Source organism: Bifidobacterium miconis (assembly GCF_019331735.1).
Lineage (GTDB): Bacteria > Actinomycetota > Actinomycetes > Actinomycetales > Bifidobacteriaceae > Bifidobacterium > Bifidobacterium miconis.
On the sequence record NZ_JAHBBH010000002.1, the window covers coordinates 29,948 to 55,299 of the forward strand.

Below are 25,352 nucleotides of genomic sequence, written 5' to 3' on the forward strand. Positions count from 1 at the left end.
GGGCCAACGGCCCGCGCGCGGGCCCATGACCGCGCGGATTCGGGGACACGAACGGCGCACGGCCCTGTGCGGGGAACGGGCGCGATGCCGTTTCCGCACGATGCCGTGCGCCGTGTCATGCGATGGTTCGCACACCGCCTTGCGCAACGAGGTCAGGCGACGATGAAGGTCGCCGCCTTGAGATCGTCGCGGCGCGAGGAGTGTCCGATGAGCAGCTCGAATTCGCCGGGTTCGACGATGCGGTTGGCGTCCGGGTCGACGATGGTGCAGTCGGCGACGGGGATGTCGAACGCGACGGTCCTGGTTTCGCCCGGCTCGAGTGTCACACGGCGGAACGCCTTGAGCTCGCGGTCGGTCCAGCTGTACGAGGTCACCACGTCGCCGATGTACGCCTGCACGACTTCCGTGCCGGCGCGGTCGCCGGTGTTGGTCAGCGTGATTGCGGCGTGCACCGTGTCGTGCTCGCCGAACGTGCCGTCGTCGTGCGAGGCGCCGCCGGTGATCACCGGCTCGCCGTAGGCGAACGTCGTGTACGACTCGCCCTCGCCGAACGCGAACGCCGGATCCTGCGTCAGGTCGGCGTAGCGGTCGCCGTGCTGGCCGCGGATCTGGTTGTAGTAGACGGGCAGCTGGCCGGCGTGGCGCGGGAACGTGATCGGGAGCCTGCCGGACGGATTGACGAGGCCGAGAATGATTTCGGCGATCGCGCGCCCGCCCTGCATGCCCGGGCTCGGCGCCCACAGGATCGAGCCGGTGCCGGCCGCCGGATCGTTGCAGCGCTTGGCGAACACGCCGTTCGCGCCGACGATGCTCGCGGGCAGGATCTGCGGCTTGGAGCTCATCAGCACGGTGACGAGCGGCTTGCCGGTTTCGCGCGAAACGGCGGCGAGCGCGTCGAGCAGCGCGTTCTGGCCGCCCTGCAGGTCGAGCGTGGCGGTGGAGCAGGTTTCGCCGATGAGCTGGACGACGTCGCCGACGACGGCGACGATCAGGTCGGACTGCCGTGCGTTCGCCACGGCTTCGTCGATGAGCGTCTGGTCGGCGGCGGCGGGCACGCCGATCTTCGGCCGCGGTTGGCCGTCGGGATAGTATTCGCCGGCCGGGTCGGGCACGAGGTCGACGACGTTCGCGCCGCGCGAGTACGCGACTTCGCAGTCCGTGCCGACCAGTTCGCGCATGCCGTCGAGCACGGTGGTGATCATGCCGCGCGGCTGGCCGTCGGCCATCCAGTTGACCTGTCCGGAGCTGCCGGCCCAGTCGCCGAGCTGGTTCTGCGCGTCGTCGGCGAGCGGCCCGACGACGGCGATGCGCTTCGCGCCGGCCGCGGCCGGGCCCGCGAACGGCAGCGAACCGTCGTTGCGCAGCAATGCGACCGACTCGCGAGCCAGTTCGAGGTTGATCCGCTGGTGTTCGTCCGATCCGATCACGGTCGCGATGCGTTCGGCGTCGGGCAGTCGCGGGTCTTCGAACAGGCCGAGGCGGAACTTGACGGCGAGGATGCGCGCCACGGCTTCGTCGATGAGCGACTCGTCGAGCAGTCCGGTCTTGACGGCTTCGATCGCGCCGTCGTAGAACTGCGGCGTGGTCATGATCAGGTCGTTGCCGGCCTTGACCGCGTCGGCGGCCGCATGCACGTAGTCGGGCTTGACCTTCTGCTCCCACACGGAGCGGCCGACGTTGTCCCAGTCGGTGATGAGCATGCCGCAGTAGCCCCATGCGCCGCGCAGCTTGTCGCTCAGCATCCACTTGTTGAACGTGACCGGCACGCCTTCGATCGACTCGTAGCCCAGCATGAACGTGCCGCAGCCTTCCCTGGCGACGCGTTCGAACGGCGGCAGGAACCACGATTCGAGCTTGCGGTGCGACAGGTCCGCCTCGGACGCGTCGCGTCCGCCCTGCGTCTCGGAATAGCCCGCGAAATGCTTCGCGCAGGCGAGGATCGCATCCTTCGGCAGCGGTTCGCCGGCCTTGGCGCCGCCCTGATAGCCCTTGACGATCGCGGAGGCGAGTTCGCCGATCAGATACGGGTCTTCGCCGAACGTCTCCCCCACTCGCCCCCAACGCGTGTCGCGGCCGATGCACAGCACCGGGGAAAACGTCCAGTGCACGCCGGTGCAGGAGACCTCCTCGGCGGTGGCGCGGCCCATCGCCTCGATCTTGTCTGGATCCCAGCTGACGGCCATGCCGAGCTGTTCGGGGAAGATCGTGCCGCCCGGCCAGAACGAATAACCGTGGATGCAGTCGTCGCCGATGACGAGCGGGATGTTCAGGCGGGTCTTCTCGTTGACCAGCTTGACGGCCCGGGGCAGGTCTTCGGGGCTGGCGTGCAGGATGGAGCCGACGTGTCTGTCGACGATGATGTGTTCCAGATCGCCGCTGCGCGCGTCGAGCTGCATCATCTGGCCGACTTTCTCCTCGAGCGTCATGCGGCCGATGAGGTCGGCGATGCGCTCGGCGGCGGGCAGGTCGGGGTTCTTGTACGGCATGGTGGCTGCGGTTTCGGTCATGGCACCTTCGCTTTCAACGGTGAAACCAAATATCATTGACTTTAACTACCTCTTGGTAATTTACCATGATCGCGGACGCGACACGCGATGAACCGGCCACGGCCGTCCATTAACGACAAAGGGCGCGGAACCGCATGCGACAGCGGTTCCGCGCCCTTGAACGGCGATGCCCGGACCTACTTCAGATCGTCCCAGCAGCCGGTCGCCTCAAGCGCGGCGACCGTGGCGGCCGTGTCGTCGGTGAGCACGGTGATGTGGCCCATCTTGCGGTTGTGGCGCAGCTGCGCCTTGCCGTAGTCGTGCACGTTCCATTCCGGGTGTTCGGCGATCTGCGCGCGGGTCGGCAGCACATGCTGGCCGAGCACGTTGACCATCACCGCAGGGCTCAGCAGCTTCGGCTGGATGAGCGGCCAGCCGGCGATGCCGCGAATGTGCGCGTCGAACTGGTCGATCGAGCACGCCTCGATCGTGTAGTGGCCGGAGTTGTGCGGGCGCGGCGCGAGCTCGTTGACGATCACGCGGTTGTCCTTGGTGACGAACAGCTCGATGGCGAGCGTGCCGGCCAGCTCGAAACCCTTGGCCAGTCGCAGCGCGAGTTCGTGAGCGGCCTTGGCGATTTCGGGGCTCACCTCGGCCGGCGCGATCGTCATGTGCAGGATGTTGTTGCGATGGTCGTTGCGCACGATCGGGAACGTGACGTACTGCTCGCCGTTGCCGGACACGAGAATCGACGCCTCGAACGCGAAGTCGACGAATCCTTCGAGGATGGACGGCGGGAAGCCGCCGCCGCGGTCGCCGCGCGCGCGGATCTTCTCGAGGTCGGCGTCGTTGCGCAGCACGTGCTGGCCATGGCCGTCGTAGCCGCCGGAACGGGTCTTGAGCACGCACGGATAGTGCAGTTCGTCGATCGCGGCCTCGAGCTCGTCGAAGTCGTTGACCTCGCGCCACGGCGCGGTCTCGGTGCCGTGCTCGTTGATGAACGTCTTCTCGTGCACGCGGTCCTGCGTGACACGCAGCAGGTCGGTGCCCTGCGGCGCGGCGACGAGATGGCGCACCTCGTCGATCGCCTCGGCGTCCACGTTCTCGAACTCGTAGGTGAGCACGTCGGACTTTTCGGCCAGATCGTGGATGGCGGTCTTGTCGTCGTACTCGCCGACGATCTGGAAGTCGGCCACCTGCGCGGTCGGGCAGTCCGGGGTCGGGTCGAGCACGCCGATGCGGAAGCCCATGTACTTGGCGGACAAGGCCATCATGCGGCCGAGCTGGCCGCCGCCGATGATGCCGATCGTGGCCCCCGGCTGCAGCATCTTGACCGCGCCGTGGGTTTCCTCAGACAAGCTGGGCATTGGATTCAGCCACCTTTTCCTTGAGTCCGTCACGGTATTCCTGCAGCGCGTTCGCGAGCCGCTCGTCGTTGGTGGAGAGGATCTGCACCGCGAGCAGGCCGGCGTTGGTCGCGCCCGAGTTGCCGACCGCCGTGGTGGCGACCGGGATGCCGCCGGGCATCTGCACGATGGACAGCAGCGAGTCCCAACCGGACAGGGCGTGGGAGCGCACCGGCACGCCGATGACGGGCAGCGTGGTCTGCGCCGCGACCATGCCGGGCAGGTGGGCCGCGCCGCCGGCGCCGGCGATGATGACCTTGAAGCCGTTGCCGCGCGCGTTGTGCGCGAATTCGCCCATGAGTTCGGGCGTGCGGTGGGCGGAGATGACCTGCTTGTGATAGGGCACGCCGAACTGGTCGAGGATGTCGCACGCGTGCTTCATCGTCTCCCAGTCGCTGGCCGATCCCATGATGACTGCCACTTCGGGCTTGCCGTCTGCCATAAGAACCTCCGAAAGCGGAAAAACACAATAAGTACGTTTCAACTGTACGCAAGGCGGGCTACAGACGGAGCCCCGCCGCCGGCCCGGTGTCGGGCCCGCGCCGGCCGGGACGCACGCCGGGCGGCCGGCCGACGCCCGATCGGCCGTCAGTCAGCCGTCGGCTGGTCGTCGATGCTGAGCAGGCCGCGCAGCCAGTCGAGTTCGGCCGCAAGTTCGGCATCGTGCACGGCGATGATGCCGCGGCGGTACGGATCGTCGATCTGCTCGGCGGACAGCGGATTGCCGGCGTCGCAGTAGAAATAGTGCACGTCGCCGTGCGACAGGTAGTCGTACCGGCGGCGCAGCACCGCGTCGCGGTCGGCCCGGTCCGGCACGACGGACAGGAACGTGAGCACGACCGTCCATCGCGTGAAGTCGGTGACGTTGAATCCGCCGGCGTTCTTCAGTTCGTCGACGAGCCGGTCGCGGCCGGCGTCGAGCAGCGTGAACAGCCGGCGCTGGCGTCCGTCGCGGATCTGTGACTCTTCGGCGATCAGTCCGGCCGCGACGAGACGGCCGGTCGCCGGGTAGATCGCGCCGTCGCTGAACCTGCGCGCGTATCCCTGCAACTGCTCCATCTTCTTGCGCAGCTCGTAGCCGCACATGGCGCGCTCCGACAGGAATCCCAGAATCATCATCTCGATCAGGCTCATACGGATGAGTATATCTCGTTTCGACATATCAGATCGGGGCATTCGCCCACGGCGTCACCGGCAGGCCATCGGCACGCCATCTCCACGTCACCGACTGGCCGCCGGACCGTCGCCCGACGTCGTCGGACGGGCACGTCGCACGACGCAACACGGCGCCGCACGACGACATACGACGAAAGGCCCCGTCGAATCCGCGTGGTGCGGACCCGACGGGGCCTCGTTTCGTCAATCAGCCGTCAATCGGCGACGATCATGGGAACGCTCAGTCCTCGTCCTCCGGATCGTAGTCAACGCCGGTCTCGGCGCGCTGCTCGTCCGTGATCGGAGCCGGGGCACCGGTCAGCGGATCGCGGCCGCCGCCGGCCTTCGGGAAGGCGATGACGTCGCGGATGGTGTCCGCGCCGGCCAGAATCGACACGGTGCGATCCCAGCCGAGCGCGATGCCCGCGTGCGGCGGGGCGCCGAACTTGAACGCGTCGAGCAGGAAGCCGAACTTCTCCTTGGCCTCGTCCGGCCCGATGCCGAGCACGTTGAGGACGCGGTCCTGGATGTCGTCGCGGTGGATACGCACCGAACCGCCGCCCATCTCCTCGCCGTTGCAGACGATGTCGTAGGAGTCGGACATGGCGTGCTCCGGGTCCTGATCGAACTTGTCGATCCAGTCCTTGCTCGGCATGGTGAACGGGTGGTGCATGGAGGTCCACTTGGAGTGGCCGACCGCCACGTCGTCGTCGTCCGGATCGTCGGTCGGCTTGAACAGCGGGAAGTCGACGACCCACGTGAACGCGAACTTCTTCGGGTCAAGCAGGCCTTCGCGGCGGGCCAGCTCCACGCGCACGGCGCCGAGCAGCAGCTGCGAGGACTCGCGGGAGCCTGCGGCGAAGAACACGGCATCGCCCGGCTCGGCGCCGACGGCCTCGCGCAGGCCGTTGCGCTCCTCTTCGGACAGGTTCTTGGCGACGGGGCCCTTGAGCTCGCCGTCCTCGGCGAAGACCACGTACGCGAGGCCCTTGGCGCCGCGCTGCTTGGCCCACTCCTGCCACGCGTCGAACTGGCGGCGCGGGGTGGCGGCGCCGCCCTTGAAGACGACGGCGCCCACATACGGGGCCTGGAAGACGCGGAACGGCGTGTTCCTGAAGTAGTCGGTCAGCTCGACGAGCGGGTTGCCGAAGCGCAGGTCCGGCTTGTCGGAGCCGTACTTGTCCATGGCCTCCTGCCACGAGATACGCGGCAGCGGCAGCTGGACGTCGTAGCCGGCGACCTTCCAGATGGCGGCGATGACCTTCTCGGCCATGGCCATCACGTCCTCCTGGTCCACGAAGCCCATCTCCATGTCGAGCTGGGTGAACTCGGGCTGGCGATCGGCGCGGAAGTCCTCGTCGCGGTAGCAGCGGGCAAGCTGGTAGTAGCGCTCGACGCCGGAGACCATGAGCAGCTGCTTGAGCAGCTGCGGGGACTGCGGCAGCGCATACCACGAGCCCGGCACCAGACGGGCCGGCACGAGGAAGTCGCGGGCGCCTTCCGGCGTGGACTTGATGAACGTCGGGGTCTCGACCTCGGTGAAGTTCATCTCCTCGAGCGCGTGGCGGGCGGCCTTGGCCATGTCGGAGCGCAGCTTGAGGTTGTGCTGCATGGACGGGCGGCGCAGGTCGAGGTAGCGGTACTTCAAGCGCACGTCCTCGCCCGGCAGCTTGTTCTCGGACTCGTTCTCGAGCGCGGTGGACACCTGGAACGGCAGGGCGTCGGACTTGGCGAGGATCTCGATGGACTCGGCCACGACCTCGATCTTGCCGGTGGCCAGATGCGTGTTCTCGTTGCCGTCCGGACGCAGGCGCACCTCGCCGACGACCTGGATGACGAACTCGGAGCGCAGCGGGCGGGCCATCTCCTCGTCGTAGATGACGACCTGCACCAGACCGGTGTTGTCGCGCAGATCGATGAAGGCCACGCCGCCGTGGTCGCGGCGACGGTCGACCCAACCGGCGAGGGTCACCTTCTGGCCGACGAGCGCCTCGGTGACGTCGGTTGCATGATGTGTTCTGTAAGCCGTCTGGCTCATGCTTCCTCTACTCCTTTGATTTCCACGGTTTGCCGGGCCACCAGCGTATCCGGCTCCCAAGACTGCGCATCGGCCTGCGTCTGCTCGCCGGTGACGATGTTCTTGACTTCGTCGTGAGCGTTCTCATCGGCCTTGTCCGCCGGGAACCACACGTACGGGATGCCGAGCTTGTCGGCGTACTTGATCTGCTTGCCGAGCTTGGCCGCGGTGGGGGCCACGTCGGCGGCGATGCCGCGCTCGCGCAGCGCGTTCGCGATCAGGTTCGACGCGGGACGATCCTCCTCGTTCCAGACGGCCACGAGCACGGCCGCCGGCGAGACGCGGCTGGCGTGCGCACCGGCCGTGTGCAGCATGTACGACACGAGGCGGGACAGGCCGATTGACAGGCCGACGCCCGGATACTTGCGGTTGCCCTGCGAGGCGAGGTTGTCGTAGCGGCCGCCCGAGCAGATCGAGCCGAGCGCCGACGCTCCGTCGAGGAACGTCTCGTAGACGGAACCGGTGTAGTAGTCGAGACCGCGGGCGATCTTGAGGTCGGCGATCACCGAGCCGGGGCGGATGCGGGCCGCCTCGTCGACGATCATCGCGAGCGTGTCCAGTCCCTGCCTCGCCAGCGCGTACGCGTCGGAATCGGACGCGATGCCGTGCGCCTCGCACAGCGCGTCGAACTTGGCGGACAGCTCCGCGCCGTCGGCGGCGGTCAGGTCGGCCAGCTCGAGGCAGGCGCGCGCCTGCGCCTCGCTCGCGCCGCAGCCTTCGACCAGCAGCTTGGCGACTTCGTCCGCACCGATCTTGTCGAGCTTGTCGATCTCGCGCAGCACGCCCTCGATGTCGGTCAGGCCGAGACCGCGGTAGAAGCCCTCGGACAGCTTGCGGTTGTTCGCGTGCACGGTCGCCTTCGGCAGGCCGAACTCGCGCAGGCGCTCCAGCGCGGAGACCATCACCAGCGGCAGCTCGACCTCGTAGTGGTCGGGCAGGTCGCCCTGGCCGATCACGTCGATGTCGGCCTGCACGAACTCGCGGAAACGGCCCTCCTGCGGACGCTCGCCGCGCCAGACCTTCTGGATCTGCCAACGCTTGAACGGGAAGGCGAGATCGCCGGAATGCTCGACCACGTACCGGCTCAGCGGCACGGTGAGGTCGAAGTGCAGGCCGAGACGGTCCTCGACCGGGGTGTCGTTCTCCTGACCGACCTCCTGCAGGCGGCTCAGCAGGTAAATCTCCTTGCTGGTCTCGCCTTTCTTGAGCAGGCTGGAACCCTGCTCCACCGCGCGGGTCTCGATGCCGATGAACCCGTTGAGCTCGAATACCCTACGTAGCGTGTCGATGACACGCTGCTCCACGACACGTTCAGAGGGGAGCCACTCTGGAAATCCTGAAATAGATGCGCCTTTAGCCACGGTTCCCTATAATAAGGGAGGTTGCGGAAAACGCGGAGCCGGCTTTCGGCCGGGAACGCACGTTTTGCAACCCCTCTACCACCTTGTAGCTTAAGGAGCTGGCCATGGCCGACGAGAACGTCACCGAAGAGAAGAACACCGAAACCACCGGACAGGCGAGCACGCCCGCCCCTGAGTCACAGGCCAGCGCCAAGCCCGCACAGCCGACACCCGCAAGCATGCCGAAGCCGCACGCGCCGTCCCCGGCCGCGTTCGCCAAGAAGGCCGCGCACCCGCACGCCTCCGCCCCGGCCCCGGCCAACGACGCCTACACCGAGGCCGACGTCAAGGCCGCCGAGGCGTTCGGCCGCGTCGACGACAACGGCACCGTCTTCGTCAAGGACGGCGAGGGCGAGCGCGAGGTCGGCCAGTTCCCGGACGTGTCCAAGGAGGAGGCGCTGGCGCTGTACGCCCGCCGCTTCCTGGACCTCAAGGCGAAGCTGAACCTGCTGGCGAACCGTCTGAAGGCGTCCAACGTCAAGCCGCGCGAGATCGACGAGTCGCTCAAGTCGCTCGCCGAGGAGACCGCCGAGCCGGCCGTGGTCGGCGACATCGCCGCCCTCAAGGCGCAGTTCGAGTCGCTCAAGGCCGAAGGCGCCGCCAAGAAGGCCCAGCTGGCCGAGGCCCGCAAGGCCGCCGTGGCCAAGGCCGTCGAGGAGCGCACCGCGATCGTCGTCAAGGCCGAGGAGCTGGCCGCCTCGCTGGGCGAGAACACGAACTGGCGTTCCACCGCCGACAAGTTCCGCTCCCTGTTCGACCAGTGGCAGGAGCACCAGCGCACGAGCGGCGTGCGCATCGACAAGACCGAGGCGGACGCGCTGTGGAAGCGCTTCTCCGCGGCCCGCACCAAGTTCAATCAGGGCCGCCGCAAGTGGGCGCAGGAGCGCGACAACGAGCGCAACGCCGCCAAGGAGGCCAAGGAGGCGATCATCGCCGAGGCGAACGAGTTGAAGGATTCGACCGCCTGGGGCGAGACCTCCCGCAAGTTCAACGAGCTGATGGACCGTTGGAAGCAGGCCGGCCGCGCCGGCCGCAACGAGGACGACGCCCTGTGGGCGCAGTTCCGCGCCGCCGCCGACACGTTCTTCAACGCGCGTCAGGCCGACCGCGACCAGATCTCCTCCTCCGAGAAGGAGAACCTCGCCAAGAAGGAGGAGCTGCTCGCCAAGGCCGAGGCGCTCGTCCCGGTCGCCGACGAGGCCGCCGCGAAGAAGGCCCGTCAGGCCCTCGCCGCCATTCAGGAGGAGTGGGACCAGATCGGCTACGTGCCGCGCGACGACATGCGCCGCATCGAGGGCCGCCTCGACGCGGTCGACAAGCAGATCAAGGCCGTCGAGGACGCCGCCTGGAAGAAGACCGACCCAGAGGCCGACGCCCGCAAGTCCAGCTTCGAGGAGCAGCTCAACGCGCAGCTCGCCGAGCTGAACGAGAAGATCGCCGCCGAGTCCGATCCGAAGAAGAAGGCCAAGCTTGAGGCCGAGAAGGCCACCAAGGAGCAGTGGCTGAACGCCATCAAGTAGCGGGCCCGCCCGGCGCCGGCAGGCGCCGATGAGCCGCCGATAAGCAAAGATCCCCTCCGCTTCAATCACGCAAGACGTGAACGAAGCGGAAGGGATTTTTTCGTATTGTTCGTATCGCCCGACGGCTGCCGTTACAGTTCGGCCTTGCCGTCGCGCCAGTAGCCCATGAACGCCGCACGGCTGCGGTCGAGCCCGTGGTCGCGCAGCAGGATGCGCCGGATGTCGCGGACCATGGCCGCCTCGCCGGCGGTCCACGCGTAGAAACCGGTGAGCCGGGCGTCGTCGGGGGTCTCCCACAGCAGGTCGCGGTCGACGTCGGGCTCGTCGAACGCGGTCGCCTCTCCCTTCTGTGCACGGCCGAAAACGTCGCCGGTCGTGGACGCATCGGACGGCGCGCCCGCCGACGAACCGAGGCGTTCCAGATACGCGTTCACCCGCTCCCCCAGCAGCGCGCCGCGCCGATTCCCGTCGCGCGGAATCCACTCGACGGTCAGCGTGCCGCCCGGAACGGGCAGGTCGAGCCGGTCATCGGCGCACGGCACTTCGATCAACGCCGTCAGCGAACCATTCCAGCCGGATTCCGCCAACGATCGCAGGATGCCGCCGATCGCCGGCGCGGCCGTTTCGTCGCCGACGAGCAGCACCTCCCCCGCGTCGCCCGGGTGAAAGTCGATGCCGCCGCCGTACTCGGCGGACCGGGCGTCGGGCGCGACGAGCACCGCCATGTCGCCGGGACGGGCGTTGGCCGCAAACGTTCCCGCAGGACCGGCGTCGTCGTGCAGTACGAAATCGACGACGACCCGTCCGTCGCCGGCCGCGCGCACCGTGTACGTGCGCATGACTGGCCGCCGGTCGAGCGGCAGTCCGCGCCACACGTCCCACCACAGGCCTTGCTCGCGGCATTCGTCCGTCAGCAGCGGCGAGCGCTCCCAGCGCGGGTCGTCGGCAAGCGACAGCAGCACTTTGATGCGCTGGTCGTATCCGGCGTCGAGCACGTCGCGCAATTCCGCCCCCTCGAACGTGACGCGCATGAAATGGGGCGCGAGTCGGCGCTTCTCGGCCACCACGGCGCGGAACGGAAAGAACGACGGTCTTTCGGTCGCTTCCATATCGTTGCTCCTTGTCTGTTCCTATGATCCGGTCATTTCCAATCGTCTCTCGCCATGGCGTTCAGCCCTTGATCGGCCGCATCTCGCGATCGCACGCGGTCTCACACGGCCGCACGCGATCGCACGCGCGTCGGCGCGGGGCCGGCGGTCATGCGCGGAACCGCGCGAGGCTGTGCCGCGCGTCGGGCACCATGAGCGGCAGCCCGGTGTCGGGATCGGTGATAATGCGCGCCTGCGTGTCGAACACGTCGGCGACCATCCGTTCGCTGATCACATCTTCCGGGGCACCGTAATATGCGCGCCTGCCGTCACGTAATGCGAGGATCCAGTCGGTGTAGCGGATTGCTTGATTGAGGTCGTGCAGCACCATCACGATGGTGGTGTGCTCGGTCGCGTTGAGCTCGCACAGCAGATCGAGCACTTCCAGCTGGTAGGCGATGTCGAGATAGGTGGTCGGCTCGTCGAGCAGCAGGATGTCGGTCTGCTGGGCGAGCGCGAGCGCAATCCACGCCCGCTGGCGCTGCCCGCCGGACACTTCGTCGACCGGCCGGTCCGCAAGTTCCGCCAGTCCGGTGACGGCGAGCGCGTGGGCGACGGCCCGCTCGTCCTCGTCGCGCCATGTGCCGACGAGCCCCTGATACGGGTGCCGGCCGCGCGACACGAGATCGGCGATGGTGATGCCTTCCGGCGCGATCGGCGACTGCGGCAGCAGGCCGACGATCGTGGCGACCTGACGGGTGGGCAGCGTGTTGATCGCCTTGCCGTCGAGCAGCACGCCGCCGCCGGACGGCGTGAGCAGCCGTGCCAGGGCTTTGAGCAGCGTGGACTTGCCGCAGCCGTTCGCGACGATGATCGCGCCGATTTGGCCGGCGGGAATGTCGAAGTCGAGTCCGTGGATGATTTCGCGCCGGTCGTATGCGAGTCGTACGCCGTCGGCGCGCAGCGTGTGATGCGCGCGTGCTGCGGACGTCGGACCGGCGGCGGATGCGTTGCCGGAAGGACTGACGTTCATGCGAACACCTGCTTTCTGGACATGCGGACCATGAGCGCGATCAGCGCCGGCCCGCCGATGATGCCGGTGATGACGCCGACCGGCAGCTGCACGGGAGGGACATGCTGGGCGACGATGTCGGACAGCAGCACGATCGACGCGCCGACGAGCCCGGCCGTGGCCAGGGCCGGCCGGCTCGGGCCGGACAGCCATGCCGCGATCGGCCCGGACAGGAACGAGACGAACGCGATCGGTCCGCTGGCCGCCGTCGCGGATGACAGCAGGATCACGGCGAGCACAATTACCGTTGCCTGTACCAAGTCCACGCGCACGCCGAGTTCGCGCGCGGCCGCGTCCCCGAGCCGCAGCACGTCGATCTGCCGGACGAGCAGCATCAGCGGAGCGCCCGTGAGGACGACGATCACGGCGAGCTGCGGCACGTCGGTCCAATCGGACGATGCCAGCGAACCGGTCAGCCAACGGGATGCCGCCTGCATGTCCCATTGGTCGCCGCGGATCAGCACCCATGAGGTCGCCGCGTTGAGCGCGGCGGCCAGACCGATGCCCATGAGCAGCAGTCGGGTCGGCGCGAGCGTGCCCTTCCATGACAGCCATGAGACGGCGGCCGCCGTGGCGAGACCGCCGGCCATGGCGAGCAGCGACAGGCGCGTGCCGGACCAGTGCAGCACGATGATGCCGACGACCGCCGTCAGATTCGCTCCGGAGGTGATGCCGATGATGTCGGGACTGGCCATCGTGTTGCGCAGCATGAGCTGGAAGCTGGCGCCGGCCATGCCGAATGCGATGCCGGCGAGCGCGCCGACGATCACGCGCGGCAGCCTGAGCTCGCCGATGATGAAGCCGACGCCCGGCACGTCGCGCCCCGCCAGAACATCGAATACGGCCGACGGTTCGTAGAACGTGCGCCCGTAGGACAGGTCGACGTAGCACAGCGCGATCGCAAGCACGCCCAATGCGGCGAGCACCGCGGCCCGCCGTCGGTTCGCGCGGCGGCGCACCGCACGCAGTCCGTTCAGCGCGGTCAGGGACGTCGCGGACGCGGACGACGCCTGCGGCGCATCGCAACGCTGATCTTCGTTCATGTCACACCTCCGCTGTCTTTCCCGCGCGCACGAGCGCGACGAACACGGGCGCGCCGATCAGCGCGGTCACGATGCCGACCTCCACGTCGGCCGGCCGGGAGACGACGCGGCCGATCACGTCGGAGGAGACGAGCAGCAGCGGGCCGATGAGCATGCACAAGGCGATGATCCTGCGATAGTCGGAACCGACGATGATGCGCGCCGCGTGCGGCACGACGAGCCCGACGAATCCGATCGGGCCGGCGAGCGCGGTCGACCCGGCGCTCAGCAACACCGCGCCGGCCCATGCCAGAGCTCGGGCGCGCGTCACGTTCACGCCGAGTCCGGCGGCCATCTGATCGCCGAGGGCGAGCATGTCGAGCTGGCGGGCGCTGACGGCGGCGATGGCGAAGCCGATGAGCAGCATCGGCACGACCGGCGCCATGAGGTCGAATCGCGCGCCGGAAATGCCGCCGACCTGCCAGAACCGGTAGGTGCTGATCACGTCGGCCCGGGGCAGCATGATCGCCGAGGTGAGCGAGCCGAGCGCGGATCCTAGCACGGCGCCGGCCAGCGTGAACTTGAGCGGGGTGGCGCCGGTTCGTCCCAGCGATCCCAGCACCCAGACCAACGCCGCGGCCGCCGCACCGCCGACCAGCGCGACGATCATGTACTGGGCGGGCGTGGACAGCCCGACCGTGGCGATCGCGCACACCACGGCGAACGCGGCGCCGGAGTTGAGGCCGAGAATCGACGGATCGGCGAGCGGGTTGCGCATCACACCCTGCATGAGCGCGCCGGAGACGGCCAATGCGGCCCCGACGAGCATGCCAAGCACGGTTCGCGGCACGCGCAGCCGCACCACTTCGCCGGTGATGCCGGCGTCCTGTCCGGCGTCGCCGGCGGCTCCCGACGGCATGGAGAACGCCTGGATCACCTGGCCGAACGTCACCGAACGCGAACCGAAGAACACGGACAGCACGCAGGCGACGACCAGCGCGACGACCATGACCGCGACCAGCAGGCCCGTCGCGCCCGCGCCGAAGCGGGAACGGGCCTGCCGCCGCGGTTTCGTCGGAGCTTCCGGCTCTCGCATCGCGGGAACGCGGATCACTGGACCTTGGCCGCCGCTTCGCCGAGCATCTTCATGTAGTCGGCGGTCGTGGCGGGGATGGACAGGGCTGTGGGGTTGAGCGCGTTGGCCAGCACGGTGTCGTCGTTGATCACGACGACGGAGCCGCGCTTGACCGCCGGGATCTTGGACAGCAGCGGGTCCTTCTGCAGCGCGGCCAGCAGGTCCGGGGTGCCGTAGGTGACGATCACGTCGATGTCGGCGTACTGGTCGGCGTTTTCAGCGGACACGTCCTGATAGAAGGAGGTCGCGTTCTCGCTGATCTTCTTGACCGAATCGGGGGTGTCGAAGCCGAGGTCGTTGAGGAACTGGGCGCGCGTGTCAAGCGTGTTGTAGATGCTGAACGAGGAGAGCTTGGAGGCGTCCATGTACAGCACGGCCGCGGTCTTGCCCTTGATGGCCGGATACTTGGCGCTTTCGTCGGCGATGGTCTGCTCGAGGTCGGCGATGAGCTTGTCGCCGGCGTCCTTCTTGCCGATCGCCTCAGCGACGACCTTGATTTCGTCGCGCCACGGTTCGCTCCACGCGGTCTTGATGTAGGGGACGGTGGGCGCGATCTTGGACAGGGTCTTGTACTGGTCCTCGGTGATGCCCGAGTAGGGGCCGAGGATCAGGTCGGGTTCGGTGGAGGCGATGGCCTCGGCGTCGATGTCGTCGGATTCGTCGTGCAGCTGCGGCATGTCGGCCTTGGAGACGCCCTTGTCGTCGAGGGCCTGCTTGGTCCAGGACAGGAAACCGTCGACGGTTTTGCCGTACGTATTCTTCTGCATGGTGACGGGGATGACGCCGAGCGCGATGAGCGCGTCGTCCGCGCCCCAGCCGACCGCGGCGACGCGCTTGGGCTGGCTGTCGATGGTGGTTTCGCCGAGGGCGTGCTTGATGGTGACCGGGAATGCGGCGTCCGAACCGGCATCCGACGATGCCGACGCGTTCGTGGAGTCGGTCGCGTTCTGCGCGGTGCCGCACGCGGCGGCTCCGATCAGGGTGGCGGCGGCGAGCGCGGCGGCGATCAGCTGACGAATCGTCTTGGCGTGGTGCGCAACGGGCATGGTACTTCCTCTTCTTGATCGATGTCGTTTCGAATGGATGGAACGACACGGGATGCGGCCGGGCGTAACACCCCCTGTCCGGTCTTCCCGTGAACCATGCGTACGTTACCGCATACGGAGCGGGAACAACAGTCTTGTTTTTGCGACGATGATGTGGTATGGGCCGACTGCGCGCGGTCGCCGGCGGATAACGCGACGTCCGGTCACCGCAACGCCCGGCCGCAACGGCAAGAGGCCGCGGTTCGCATGGAACCGCGGCCTCTCATTCTTGGCTCGCTGTCGGCTTGGTCGAGCGACGTCACTCGGCGTCGGCGTGCGACGACGGCGACGTGCCGGCGTCACCGGACGCAGTCGCGTCGACCAGTTCGGTCCGGTCGCCGCCGTCCGTCGGCTTGCCGCCCTCGGCGTCGGCGCCGGCTTCGGCCTCCGGCTTGGCCGGCTCGAAGTCCTCGCCGGTGAAGGTGAATTCCTCGTCGAGCACGTTGTCGCCCTCGGTGCCCACGGTCACCTTCTGGCCGTCCTTGAGCTCGCCCATGAGGATCTTCTCGGAGATCGCGTCCTCGATGTCGCGCTGGATGACACGGCGCAGCGGACGGGCGCCGAGCAGCGGGTCGAAGCCCTTCTGCGCGAGCAGGTCCTTGGCGGCGTCGGTGAGCTCGAGCGACATGTGGCGGTCGAACAGGCGGTCGTTGAGCTGCTTGACGTCCAGATCGACGATCTGACGCACCTGCGGCTCGGTGAGCTGCTTGAACACGATGATGTCGTCCAGACGGTTGAGGAACTCGGGGCGGAACTGCTGCTTGAGCTCCGTGCTCACCTGGTCCTTCATGCGCTGGTAGCTCGACTCGGTGTTCGTGCCGAGGTTGAAGCCCGTGTTCGCCATCTTCGCGATGTCGCGCGTGCCGAGGTTCGTGGTCAGGATGATGATGGTGTTCTTGAAGTCCACCTTGCGGCCCTGGCCGTCGGTCAGGTGACCGTCGTCAAGCACCTGCAGCAGCGTGTTGAAGATGTCCGGATGCGCCTTCTCGATCTCGTCGAACAGCACGACGGAGAACGGCTTGCGGCGCACCTTCTCGGTGAGCTCGCCGCCCTCCTCGTAGCCGACGTATCCCGGGGGCGCGCCGAACAGGCGCGACGCGGCGTACTTCTCGGAGAACTCGGACATGTCGACGCGGATCAGCGCGTCCTCGTCGTCGAACAGGAACTCGGCGAGCGCCTTGGCCAGCTCGGTCTTGCCGACGCCGGTCGGGCCGGCGAAGATGAACGAGCCCGCCGGACGCTTCGGATCCTTGAGGCCGACGCGGGCGCGGCGGATCGAGCGGGACAGGGCCGAAACGGCCTCGTCCTGGCCGATGATGCGCTTGTGCAACTCGGCCTCCATGTTCATGAGCTTCTTGGACTCGGCCTGCGTGAGCTTGAACACCGGGATGCCCGTGGTGTTCGAGATCACCTCGGCGATCACGTCCTCGTCCACGACCATCTTGACGTCGGATTCGCCCTGCTTCCAGGCCGTCTCCTTCTCCTTGCGCTCCGCCTCCAGCTTCTCCTGGCTGTCGCGCAGCTTGGCGGCCTTCTCGAAGTCCTGGGCCTTGATGGCCTCGTCCTTGTCGGCGGCGAGCTTGGCGATGCGCGTGTCGAGGTCCTTGAGCTCCGGCGGCGCGGTCAGGCGCTTGATGCGCAGGCGCGCGCCGGCCTCGTCGATCAGGTCGATGGCCTTGTCCGGCAGGTTGCGGTCCTGGATGTAGCGGGCCGACAGCTCGGCCGCGGACTGCAGCGCGCCGTCGGTGATGGTCACCTTGTGGTGGTTCTCGTAGCGCGAGCGCAGGCCCTTCAAAATCTCGATGGTCTCCGCGATCGACGGCTCGTGCACCTGAATCGGCTGGAAGCGGCGTTCGAGCGCCGCGTCCTTCTCGATGTACTTGCGGTACTCGTCGGTCGTGGTCGCGCCGATGGTCTGCAGTTCGCCGCGCGCGAGCATCGGCTTCAGCATGTCGGACGCGCCGAGCGCGCCGTCGGCCGAGCCGGCGCCGACGATCGTGTGGATCTCGTCGATGAACAGCACGATGTCGCCGCGGGTCTTGATCTCCTTGAGCACCTTCTTGAGGCGCTCCTCGAAATCGCCGCGGTAGCGCGAGCCGGCCACCATGGAGCCGAGGTCAAGCGAGTAGACCTGCTTGCCCTTGAGCGTCTCCGGTACGTCGCCGGCGTTGATCTTCTGCGCGAGGCCCTCGACGACGGCGGTCTTGCCGACGCCGGGCTCGCCGATCAGCACCGGGTTGTTCTTGGTGCGGCGGGAGAGCACGACCATCACGCGTTCGATTTCCTTGGATCGTCCGATGACCGGGTCGAGTTTGCCTTCGGCCGCCTCGGCCGTCAGGTTGCGGCCGAACTGGTCGAGGATCGCGGAACCGGTCTGCGCGCGCTTGTCCTGCACGCCGCCCGCGTTCGCGAGGTCGCCCTTGTTCTGGCCGTCGCCGGTCGCGGAGTTGCCGCGGATCATGTCGATCGTCGCACTGCGCAGCTCGCCCAGATCGACGTCCATCTTGATGAGCACCTGCGTGCCCACGCCCTCGCCCTCGCGAATCAGACCGAGCAGGATGTGCTCGGTGCCGATGTAGCTGTGTCCCAGCTGCAGCGCCTCGCGCAAGCTCAGCTCCAGCACCTGCTTGGCGTGCGGCGTGAAGGGTATGTGCCCACCGGGGGCCGCGTTGCCCTTGCCGATCATCTCTTCGACCTGCTTGCGGGTGTCCTCGAGGGTCACGCCCTTCGAGGCGAGCGCCTTGGCTGCGACGCCCTCGCCTTCTCGAATCAGGCCGAGCAGCAGATGCTCGGTGCCGATATAGTTGTGCTGGAGGGCACGAGCCTCTTCCTGCGCCAGCACGATGACGCGCCGGGCACGGTCGGTAAACCGTTCGAACATGCTTGTCCTTCCACTCTTGTTATTCACTGACACTCTACCGATTTGCGGTGACGTTTCTTCCCGTTGTCCCACGAATTGCGCTAAGAACGCAACGCGAGACGTTATGCTGGTTTTGTCAGGTTATGTCAAGGAGGGCATGATGACCGGGAATACGACTCTGGCCGACATCGTGGTCGGCGTAGACGGATCGGACGAATCCTTCGCCGCGCTGCGCTGGGCGCTGCGCGAGGCGCAGCTGACCGGGCAGCGGGTGAACGCCGTGTACGGATGGACCCGCTCGTGGGACATGGGCTCCGAAGCGAGCACCGAGGAGGGATGGGCCCAGCTGCGGGCGCAGATCACCGAACGGCTGCGCGCGTGGGTGGATGAGGCGGTCTCCGGCTTGGACGACGTGTCCGCGGATGACGTGACGCTCACGTCGGTGCATGCGTCCGGCACGTCCGCGCTGCTGCGGATCGGCAAGGACGCGCAGCAGATGGTGGTCGGCCGCCGTTCGCTGGGACGCGTCGCCCGCTGGTTCACCGGCTCGTTCTCCGCGTCGCTCGCGGAGGAGGCGACGGTGCCGGTGACAGTGGTGCGCATCTTCACCGACGAGGACGAGACGATGCAGGATGCGATCGCGAACGCGCTGACGCCCGGCGAGGCGACGGTCGGCTACGCACGGCCTGCGGACGGCGGCGGCAGGCCCGTGGTGGTCGGCGTGGACGGTTCCGCCACGTCGCGCCGCGCGCTGGAGTTCGCCGCGCATGAGGCGCATGTGCACGGACTGCCGCTGCATGTCCTGTTCTGCTGGCAGCTCAAGGATCTGGGCATCGTGCCGGGATACGAGAACGCCGTGGCCCCGGTCGCCGAGGGCCAGCGCCGCGCGGAGCACCTGCTGGACGGGATGCTGGCCGACGAGTCGTTCGACGAAAGCCTTGCCGTGCAGGCGCACGCGTTCCATATCTCCGCGGCGAAGGGCCTGATCGCGGCGTCCCGCTATGCGAGCCATCTGGTGGTTGGCTCGCGAGGCCTGTCCGGCCTGGACGCGCATTTCCTCGGCTCGGTGTCCAAGCAGATCGTCAATCTGGCCGAATGCACGGTCACGGTCGTGCACTGAATCGGTCGTGCGCTGAATCATCGAATCGGCGCGAACGATCGACAAGCATGCCATAACGACGAGGGGCGACCGGATTGCCGGTCGCCCCTCGTTCGCGTTCTCCTGAACGGTACCGGCCGCCATCGGCCGACGCTGCGCTCACAGCTGCGAACGCAGCACGATCACGCCCTTGCCGACTTCGATTCCGGCATCGGCCAGCCGTTCGATCAGCTCGATCTGGCCGCGTTCCTCGCGCGGCGCCTGCGCGACGACATCGATGTGGAAGTCGTCGTAGGCGGGCTTGGACTGCACCCACAGGTGGGTCGGTTCCGGCGGATCGATCTCGGAGTGTTCGCCGCACCCGTGGTCGATGGAGACCACGCGCCCGTCGTCCGGGCTCCACTTGTTCGCGCACACGCCGAACAGCATGTTGAGTTCGCCCTTGAGCTGGATGAAGAAGCCGCAGTTGGCGCACACGTTGCCGTCGGCGGTTTTCGTCGACAGCGATTTCGGGCCGTGCTGTCCCTCGTACCAGCGCTTGGCCGCCTGCGCCCGTCCCAGCGGGGTGAGCACGTGCCGGCGCGACAGGTTGAATTCGCGCACGGCGTCGTCGACGTCCTGCTCGGACGTGACGGACGGCTCGCCGGCATCTTCCGGCGCGACGGCGGACGCATCGTGCGTGGCGGCATCGCCGGCCGCAACGGACTCGGCCGCGTTCGCCACGGCATCGTCGACGGCGTCATCCGCGGCTTTCGCGTCATCCGCACCATCCGACGTCGCGGCCGCATCGGCGGCACGCTCCTCCGTCGTCTGCGGCGCAGCGGCGACGGGCACGTCGGCGGCGGCCGGACCATCGTCCGACGCAGCGGCATCGGCCGCATCGGAACCGCCGGCAGGCGCGGCGTCGTCGGCAGGCGCGTCCTGCGACGCCGCGGCGGCGACGGGTTCCGTCCTGCGGAACCCCTCCTCGATGCGCGGATCGTCGGGATCGGTGCCGATCGAATCGGTGACGGACAGGTCGGTCGGCTCCAGACGGTCCTTCCACGGCACCCACGCCGGCGGGCGCAGGGCGTCCTCGGTGGGCACCAGCGTGGACTCGTTGACCGTCCAGCGTTCCGTCTCCTCGTCGTGGAACAGCGTGACCGTCCACTGCCAGCCCTCGTAGCCCTTGAGCAGGCAGGCGAAGCGGAAGTCGGTCACATGGTCGCCCAGATCGGAGGACGCGACGAACGGGCCGACGAGCGCGGCCTCGCCCTCCGCGGCCTCGATGGCGACGTCGCGCGCCAGCTGGACCGGATCGATTGTCGTTTCGGGCATCATCATTCCTGTACGTCGAAGTTGTCGGCGACCGCGCGCAGCAGCGTGGCCAGCTTCTTGCTTTCCTGCTGCGACGGATAACGGTGGCGGCGCAGCGTGGTGCCGGCGGAATCCAGCAGCTTGATGAGATCCTCGACGATGGCGGCCATGTCGTCCGGCTTCGGGCGGGTGGCCTTGACCAGCGACGGCAGGGCCTCGACCAAGGTCACGCCCATCGCCTGCGGGCCCTTGCGGCCATCGACGACGGAGTATTCGACCTTGGCGCCTTTGCGCAGCGTGGTGACGCCGGCCGGCAGCGCCGCGGAGGGCAGGAACACGTCCTTGCCCTCCTCGTTCGTGATGAAGCCGTATCCCTTGTTCGCATCAAACCAACGCACTCGTCCACTGGGCATCTTGTCTCGCACCTCTGTCTTTGCCTCGGTATCGGCGGGCCCCATGCCCGCCGTCACATTCAGATCAAAGACTCAGTGTACCTCAAACCCTGCTCAGTCTCACCGGCTTTTCCTGTCGGGCTTGGCGGATTTGCGGTCGGCCGAACGCGTCCAGACGCCCTTGCCCGCACCGGCCGGATCAGTCGCGACCGGGGCCGCGACCTTCGGTTCGACGGGCGCGACTGGCAGCACGACGGTCAGGGTCAGGCCGCCTCCGTCGCTGCCCGTGGCGCAGATGAAGCCGCGGTGCGCCTTGACGACGGACTGGGCGATGGCCATGCCGAGACCAGTGCCGCCTTTGAGGCGGGCGCGCGACGGGTCGGCGGTGTAGAAGCGCTCGAAGATCTGCGAACGGGACGCCTCCGGCACGCCGGGGCCGTGGTCGGAGAACCGCACGATCGCGTAGTTCATGCCGACCTGCATGTTCTGGCCGACTTCGATGGCCTCGATGAGATGGTGCATCGACGTTTCGGTGGCGGGCATGCGCGAGAGCGATTCGGGGCTGATCGAGGCGGGCAGCACGCTCATCGACACTTCGACCGGCGAGTCGGCCGGCGTGTAGCGGTGGATGTTGCCGACGATGTTGGTGACGACCTGGCGCAGTCGCGAACCGTCGCCGGTGAGCGTGACCTGCGGCATGTCGCCTTCGACGAACACGAAGCGCGATCCGTTGCCGTCCTCGTCGCGACGCAGTTCGAGACGCCCCTCGCGGATGCCGCGCTCGGGGTCAAGCGCGTGCAGGTCGTCGGTCGCGTCGGAAACGATCGACGTGAGCGGCACCTGCTGGGTCAGGTCGATGCCGCGGCCCTCGTCGAGCCGGGCGAGCGACAGCAGATCCTCGACGAGCACGGTCATGCGGGCGCTGGACGCCTCGATGTGCTCGATGGATTCGTCTGCGCGTTCGAGCGCGCCCGGGAACTCGCGCTGCATCTTGTACAGCTCCGCATAGCCGTGGATGGCGGCGAGCGGCGTGCGCAGCTCGTGGCTGGCGTCGGAGACGAACCGCTTCATCTTGTCCGTCGTCTCCTGCTGCTCGTGGAAGCTCTGCTCGATGCGGGAGAGCATGGCGTTCAGCGAGGCGGCGAGCGAGCCGACCTCCGTGTTCTCCGGGGCCGAGGGCACGCGCTGGCTCAGGTCGCCGGCGGCGATCTTCGCGGCCGTCTTCTCGATGCGCTTGAGCGGGGCGAGCGTGGCCTGCACGACGAGCATGCCGATCACGCCGCCGAGCAGGACGACGGCGATGCCGACCATCGCGCTGTAGCGCGTGATCGTGTCCGCGGTGTCGTACTGGTCGCTCAGCGACAGGCCGATGTAGATAGTGCCGCGCGTGTACTGCTGTTGGTTGGCGTCGAGATCGATCCAGCGCAGCGCGATGACGCGCCACGGCAGCCAGGCCTTCTGGATCGTGTCGCGGCCCGCGCGTTCGTTGGCCGGATTCGCCCCGTCGAACGAGACTTTGGCCGCGGTGGTGAACGGCTGGCCGAGCGAGACGGAGTTGTCGTTGGACGGCAGGTCGGGCTTGGACACGACGCCGCCGCGCAGGTTGGGCACGACCGCGTCGGTGACCGTGTTCTCCTTGTAGTCGCGCATCTGCACGAAGTAGCTGGTCATGCTCAGCGAGCCTTCCGACTTGCTCATTTCGTTGAGCAGTTCGGTGTTTCGGGCGACGAGCTGGCTTTGGTTGATCAGCTGCGAGTCGGTTTTTTCCAGCAGGTAGTTGCTGACCAGCTGCCGGATGGCGAACGAGAGCGAGAACGATCCGATGGTGAGCAGCACGATGATGCAGGCCACGAGCTTGGTGGCCAGCGGGATTGCGTCGATGTGCCGGCCGATGTGCCGCTTGAACCAGGAGGGCTTGGTTTCGGATGCGGTTGCGGCGGCCGGCATGCCCGGAGCCTGCGCGTTCGGCGGGACCTGGGCTGCGGGCGCCGTCGACGCGCCCGGCTCGGCCTGCGCCGGACGGGCGCTCGGAGCCGCCGCGGGAGCCGGCTGCGGACCTCCCGGCGCCGGCGTGGTGTTCGTGCCGCTCATGCGCCCGGGGCCGTCTTCGGTTCGCGGATCATGTAGCCGATGCCGCGCTTGGTTTCGATGAGCGGCGTCACCTTGCGCTGTTCGCCGTTGGCGTCGGTGTAGGTGATGCCGTCCACCTTCTTGCGCAGGTACGAGATGTAGGATTCGACGATGGCCGCGTCGCCGCCCCAGTCGTACTGCCAGACGTGGTCGAGGATCTGCGCCTTGGAGAGCACGCGGCCCTCGTTGTCCATGAGGTAGCGCAGCAGCTTGTATTCGGTCGGGCTCAGGTCGATCGGCTGGCCGGCGCGGGAGACGTCGTGGGAGTCCTCGTTGATTTCGAGATCGCCGACGCGGATGATCGGGTCGTCCTCGATCTGCTCGCGCGTGCGGCGCAGGATCGCGCGGATGCGGGCGACGACCTCTTCGAGGCTGAACGGCTTGGTGACGTAGTCGTCGCCGCCGACGGTCAGGCCCATGACCTTGTCCTGCGTGTCGTCGCGCGCGGTGAGGAACAGCACTGGCGCGCCGATGCCTTCCTGACGGATGCGGCGGGTGACGGTGAATCCGTCGATGTCCGGGAGCATCACGTCGAGCACGATGAGATCGGGCTGGGTTTTCTCTATCACTTCGATGGCCTCGGAGCCGGACGCGGCGGTGGCGACTTCGAAACCGGCGAAATGCAGGGACGCTACGAGCAGTTCGCGGATGGAGGGTTCATCATCCACAACAACAATCGATGCTTCAATGGGCTTGTTCATGCCTCCCAGCATGTCGCGCCCATCTGGAGGTTTCCTGAATGTCGGCTGATTCTTGTCCAATGGCGTATCCGATGGCTTGCCGATGGCCGGCGGCTGCGTCGACCATCATCTCGGCATCGTCCCCGCCACGATTCCTCGCTACGATTCCTTCTTCCACATGCCGGCCTTGCGCCGCATGCGGATCTCCTTGCGCGTGAGCGGCCGGTTTTCGTCGAACTCCTCGCCGGCCTCCTCCGCGTCCTTGCGCTTCTTGGCGATCTGGCGCATCACCTTGCGACGCATGCGCCGGCGGATCACGATGGTCGCGACGATGACGGCGACCAGCACGGCCAGCACGACGGCCAGCACCGCCACGCCGACCACCACGGAGGAACCGGATGTGGAGGTTTTCTTGACGGTCATGATCTCGTCCATCATCGCCGTGGCGGCGCCCGCCCAATCCGGGGTGTCCTTGAGCAGCTGGTCCCCCGCTGCCTTGGACAGGTCGTCGACCGTGGACTGCCGGCGCAGCCACTCGTCCGAATTCGACGAGACGGCCACCACGAGATTGCCGTCGTCGGAGGCAACGGCCAGCATCACGGTGTTTTTTGCGGGGTTCATGCCCTTGAGCGCCCCCTTGGCCCATGCGTCCGCGTCCACTTTGACGCCGAAGGTGCGCAGATACATGAGCTTGACGCTCACGCCGGTCTCCTTCTTCGTCTCGGCGATCGCGTCGGTGACCTTGCCCAGATCGGAACCGAGCAGATTCTGCGTGTCCGTGATGTCGTCGGTGAACGCGCCGGTCTGATCGGACGAGCCCGAGCCGGAATCCGCATCATCGGCCATGGCCGGAGCGAACAATCCCAAGCACACGATCAGCGAAAGCAGTGCCGAAAGCATTGCGATCATTGGCGACACGCCGTGCCGCGACCTTTCGACCACATAGGTCGTTTTTCCGTACCCGTTTTCGCGATTTGTCATATCGTCCACCTTAGCGGCCGGTTGCGCCAAGCAGCCGCCGCTGGCACAACCGACACAGAACCCGTTCTTGGAAAGGAGAACGCCATGCCCCAGTACCAAGTGGATTCCGAACAGATCCAGTCCTCGTCGGCGGCCGTCAACGCCTCCGTCGCCTCCATCCGCCAGGCGGTGAACGGCATGTACGCCAATCTCAATAACCTGCAAAGCGTGTGGAGGGGCGGCGCCGCCACCCAGTTCGCCAGCGTGGCCGAGCAGTGGCGCGCGGCCCAGCAGCAGATGGAGGCGTCGCTGGAATCGATCCAGCAGGCGCTCGCTTCGGCGTCCGCGCTCTACGCCGACACCGAAGCGCAGGCCATGCGCCTGTTCTCGTGACGGGGCCCGTCACGGGGCCCGATATACGCGAAAGGCTCCCCGCGTTGTGCGGGGAGCCCTTCGCTCAGCGTTCAATCAGCTGTTTCGTTCAGCGCA

20 protein-coding genes are annotated in these 25,352 nt (G+C 67.5%); 3 read left to right on the forward strand and 17 right to left on the reverse strand.

From position 1 onward, the window contains the following. Positions 1-152 precede the first annotated feature (152 nt). The 6 genes from KIH79_RS00945 to hisS form a co-directional block, all read right to left on the reverse strand. Complete coding sequence (locus tag KIH79_RS00945; RefSeq protein WP_219057666.1) at positions 153-2,507, reverse strand: glycoside hydrolase family 3 N-terminal domain-containing protein; 2,355 nt, start codon at positions 2,505-2,507, stop codon at positions 153-155. 176 nt (positions 2,508-2,683) lie between these two features. After that, positions 2,684-3,853 carry a 5-(carboxyamino)imidazole ribonucleotide synthase gene (purK, locus tag KIH79_RS00950; protein WP_219057667.1) on the reverse strand — a complete coding sequence of 390 codons (1,170 nt, stop codon included), beginning with the start codon at positions 3,851-3,853 and terminating at the stop codon, positions 2,684-2,686. Further along, positions 3,837-4,334 (reverse strand): 5-(carboxyamino)imidazole ribonucleotide mutase, encoded by a 498-nt coding sequence (gene purE, locus KIH79_RS00955; RefSeq protein WP_219057668.1) that lies wholly within the window; start codon positions 4,332-4,334, stop codon positions 3,837-3,839. Before purE ends, purK begins: the two co-directional genes overlap by 17 nt. A 146-nt stretch (positions 4,335-4,480) precedes the next feature. Further along, a complete protein-coding gene (locus KIH79_RS00960) occupies positions 4,481-5,026 on the reverse strand; it encodes a PadR family transcriptional regulator (RefSeq protein WP_219057669.1) in 546 nt (181 codons plus the stop codon). A 262-nt stretch (positions 5,027-5,288) separates the two neighbouring features. Continuing rightward, a complete protein-coding gene (aspS, locus tag KIH79_RS00965; protein ID WP_219057670.1) occupies positions 5,289-7,085 on the reverse strand; it encodes an aspartate--tRNA ligase in 1,797 nt (598 codons plus the stop codon). Continuing rightward, entirely contained in the window at positions 7,082-8,485 is a 1,404-nt protein-coding gene (hisS, locus tag KIH79_RS00970) for a histidine--tRNA ligase (protein WP_219057671.1), read from the reverse strand. The genes aspS and hisS overlap by 4 nt, the downstream gene beginning before the upstream one ends. A 104-nt stretch (positions 8,486-8,589) precedes the next feature. Here hisS and KIH79_RS00975 point away from each other — a divergent pair, with 104 nt between their 5' ends. Then, positions 8,590-10,044, forward strand: a complete 1,455-nt coding sequence (locus tag KIH79_RS00975) for a DUF349 domain-containing protein (protein ID WP_219057672.1) — start codon at positions 8,590-8,592, stop codon at positions 10,042-10,044. A gap of 131 nt (positions 10,045-10,175) precedes the next feature. On the opposite strand, the gene KIH79_RS00980 is transcribed toward KIH79_RS00975, so the two are convergent. The 6 genes from KIH79_RS00980 to KIH79_RS01005 form a co-directional block, all read right to left on the reverse strand. Next, positions 10,176-11,153, reverse strand: a complete 978-nt coding sequence (locus tag KIH79_RS00980; protein ID WP_219057673.1) for a siderophore-interacting protein — start codon at positions 11,151-11,153, stop codon at positions 10,176-10,178. Between the two features lie 148 nt (positions 11,154-11,301). Next, positions 11,302-12,165 (reverse strand): ABC transporter ATP-binding protein, encoded by an 864-nt coding sequence (locus KIH79_RS00985; RefSeq protein WP_219057674.1) that lies wholly within the window; start codon positions 12,163-12,165, stop codon positions 11,302-11,304. Beyond that, positions 12,162-13,247 carry a FecCD family ABC transporter permease gene (locus KIH79_RS00990; protein ID WP_219057675.1) on the reverse strand — a complete coding sequence of 362 codons (1,086 nt, stop codon included), beginning with the start codon at positions 13,245-13,247 and terminating at the stop codon, positions 12,162-12,164. Before KIH79_RS00990 ends, KIH79_RS00985 begins: the two co-directional genes overlap by 4 nt. Position 13,248: 1 nt before the next feature. Continuing rightward, the gene (locus KIH79_RS00995) at positions 13,249-14,340 is read right to left on the reverse strand and encodes a FecCD family ABC transporter permease (protein ID WP_338023095.1); all 1,092 of its coding nucleotides are present in this window, start codon (positions 14,338-14,340) and stop codon (positions 13,249-13,251) included. Beyond that, positions 14,337-15,407, reverse strand: coding sequence for an iron-siderophore ABC transporter substrate-binding protein (locus tag KIH79_RS01000; RefSeq protein ID WP_219057676.1), 1,071 nt, complete (start codon positions 15,405-15,407; stop codon positions 14,337-14,339). Before KIH79_RS01000 ends, KIH79_RS00995 begins: the two co-directional genes overlap by 4 nt. Positions 15,408-15,705: 298 nt before the next feature. Then, positions 15,706-18,327, reverse strand: a complete 2,622-nt coding sequence (locus KIH79_RS01005) for an ATP-dependent Clp protease ATP-binding subunit (protein WP_219057677.1) — start codon at positions 18,325-18,327, stop codon at positions 15,706-15,708. 139 nt (positions 18,328-18,466) lie between these two features. On the opposite strand from KIH79_RS01005, the gene KIH79_RS01010 reads away from it, so the two are divergent. Further along, complete coding sequence (locus KIH79_RS01010) at positions 18,467-19,426, forward strand: universal stress protein (protein ID WP_219057678.1); 960 nt, start codon at positions 18,467-18,469, stop codon at positions 19,424-19,426. 138 nt (positions 19,427-19,564) lie between these two features. Here KIH79_RS01010 and KIH79_RS01015 read toward each other — a convergent pair whose 3' ends face one another. The 5 genes from KIH79_RS01015 to KIH79_RS01035 all read right to left on the reverse strand — a co-directional run bounded on the left by KIH79_RS01015 (position 19,565) and on the right by KIH79_RS01035 (position 24,803). Next, positions 19,565-20,722, reverse strand: coding sequence for a DUF3027 domain-containing protein (locus KIH79_RS01015; RefSeq protein WP_219057679.1), 1,158 nt, complete (start codon positions 20,720-20,722; stop codon positions 19,565-19,567). 2 nt (positions 20,723-20,724) lie between these two features. Continuing rightward, positions 20,725-21,114, reverse strand: coding sequence for a cold-shock protein (locus KIH79_RS01020; RefSeq protein WP_033492966.1), 390 nt, complete (start codon positions 21,112-21,114; stop codon positions 20,725-20,727). Between the two features lie 99 nt (positions 21,115-21,213). Then, the gene (locus KIH79_RS01025) at positions 21,214-23,040 is read right to left on the reverse strand and encodes a sensor histidine kinase (RefSeq protein ID WP_219057762.1); all 1,827 of its coding nucleotides are present in this window, start codon (positions 23,038-23,040) and stop codon (positions 21,214-21,216) included. Between the two features lie 140 nt (positions 23,041-23,180). After that, complete coding sequence (locus KIH79_RS01030) at positions 23,181-23,924, reverse strand: response regulator transcription factor (RefSeq protein WP_219057680.1); 744 nt, start codon at positions 23,922-23,924, stop codon at positions 23,181-23,183. Between the two features lie 138 nt (positions 23,925-24,062). Continuing rightward, positions 24,063-24,803 (reverse strand): TPM domain-containing protein, encoded by a 741-nt coding sequence (locus KIH79_RS01035; RefSeq protein ID WP_219057681.1) that lies wholly within the window; start codon positions 24,801-24,803, stop codon positions 24,063-24,065. A gap of 165 nt (positions 24,804-24,968) precedes the next feature. Here KIH79_RS01035 and KIH79_RS01040 point away from each other — a divergent pair, with 165 nt between their 5' ends. Further along, complete coding sequence (locus KIH79_RS01040) at positions 24,969-25,256, forward strand: WXG100 family type VII secretion target (protein ID WP_033492967.1); 288 nt, start codon at positions 24,969-24,971, stop codon at positions 25,254-25,256. Positions 25,257-25,352: the final 96 nt, after the last annotated feature.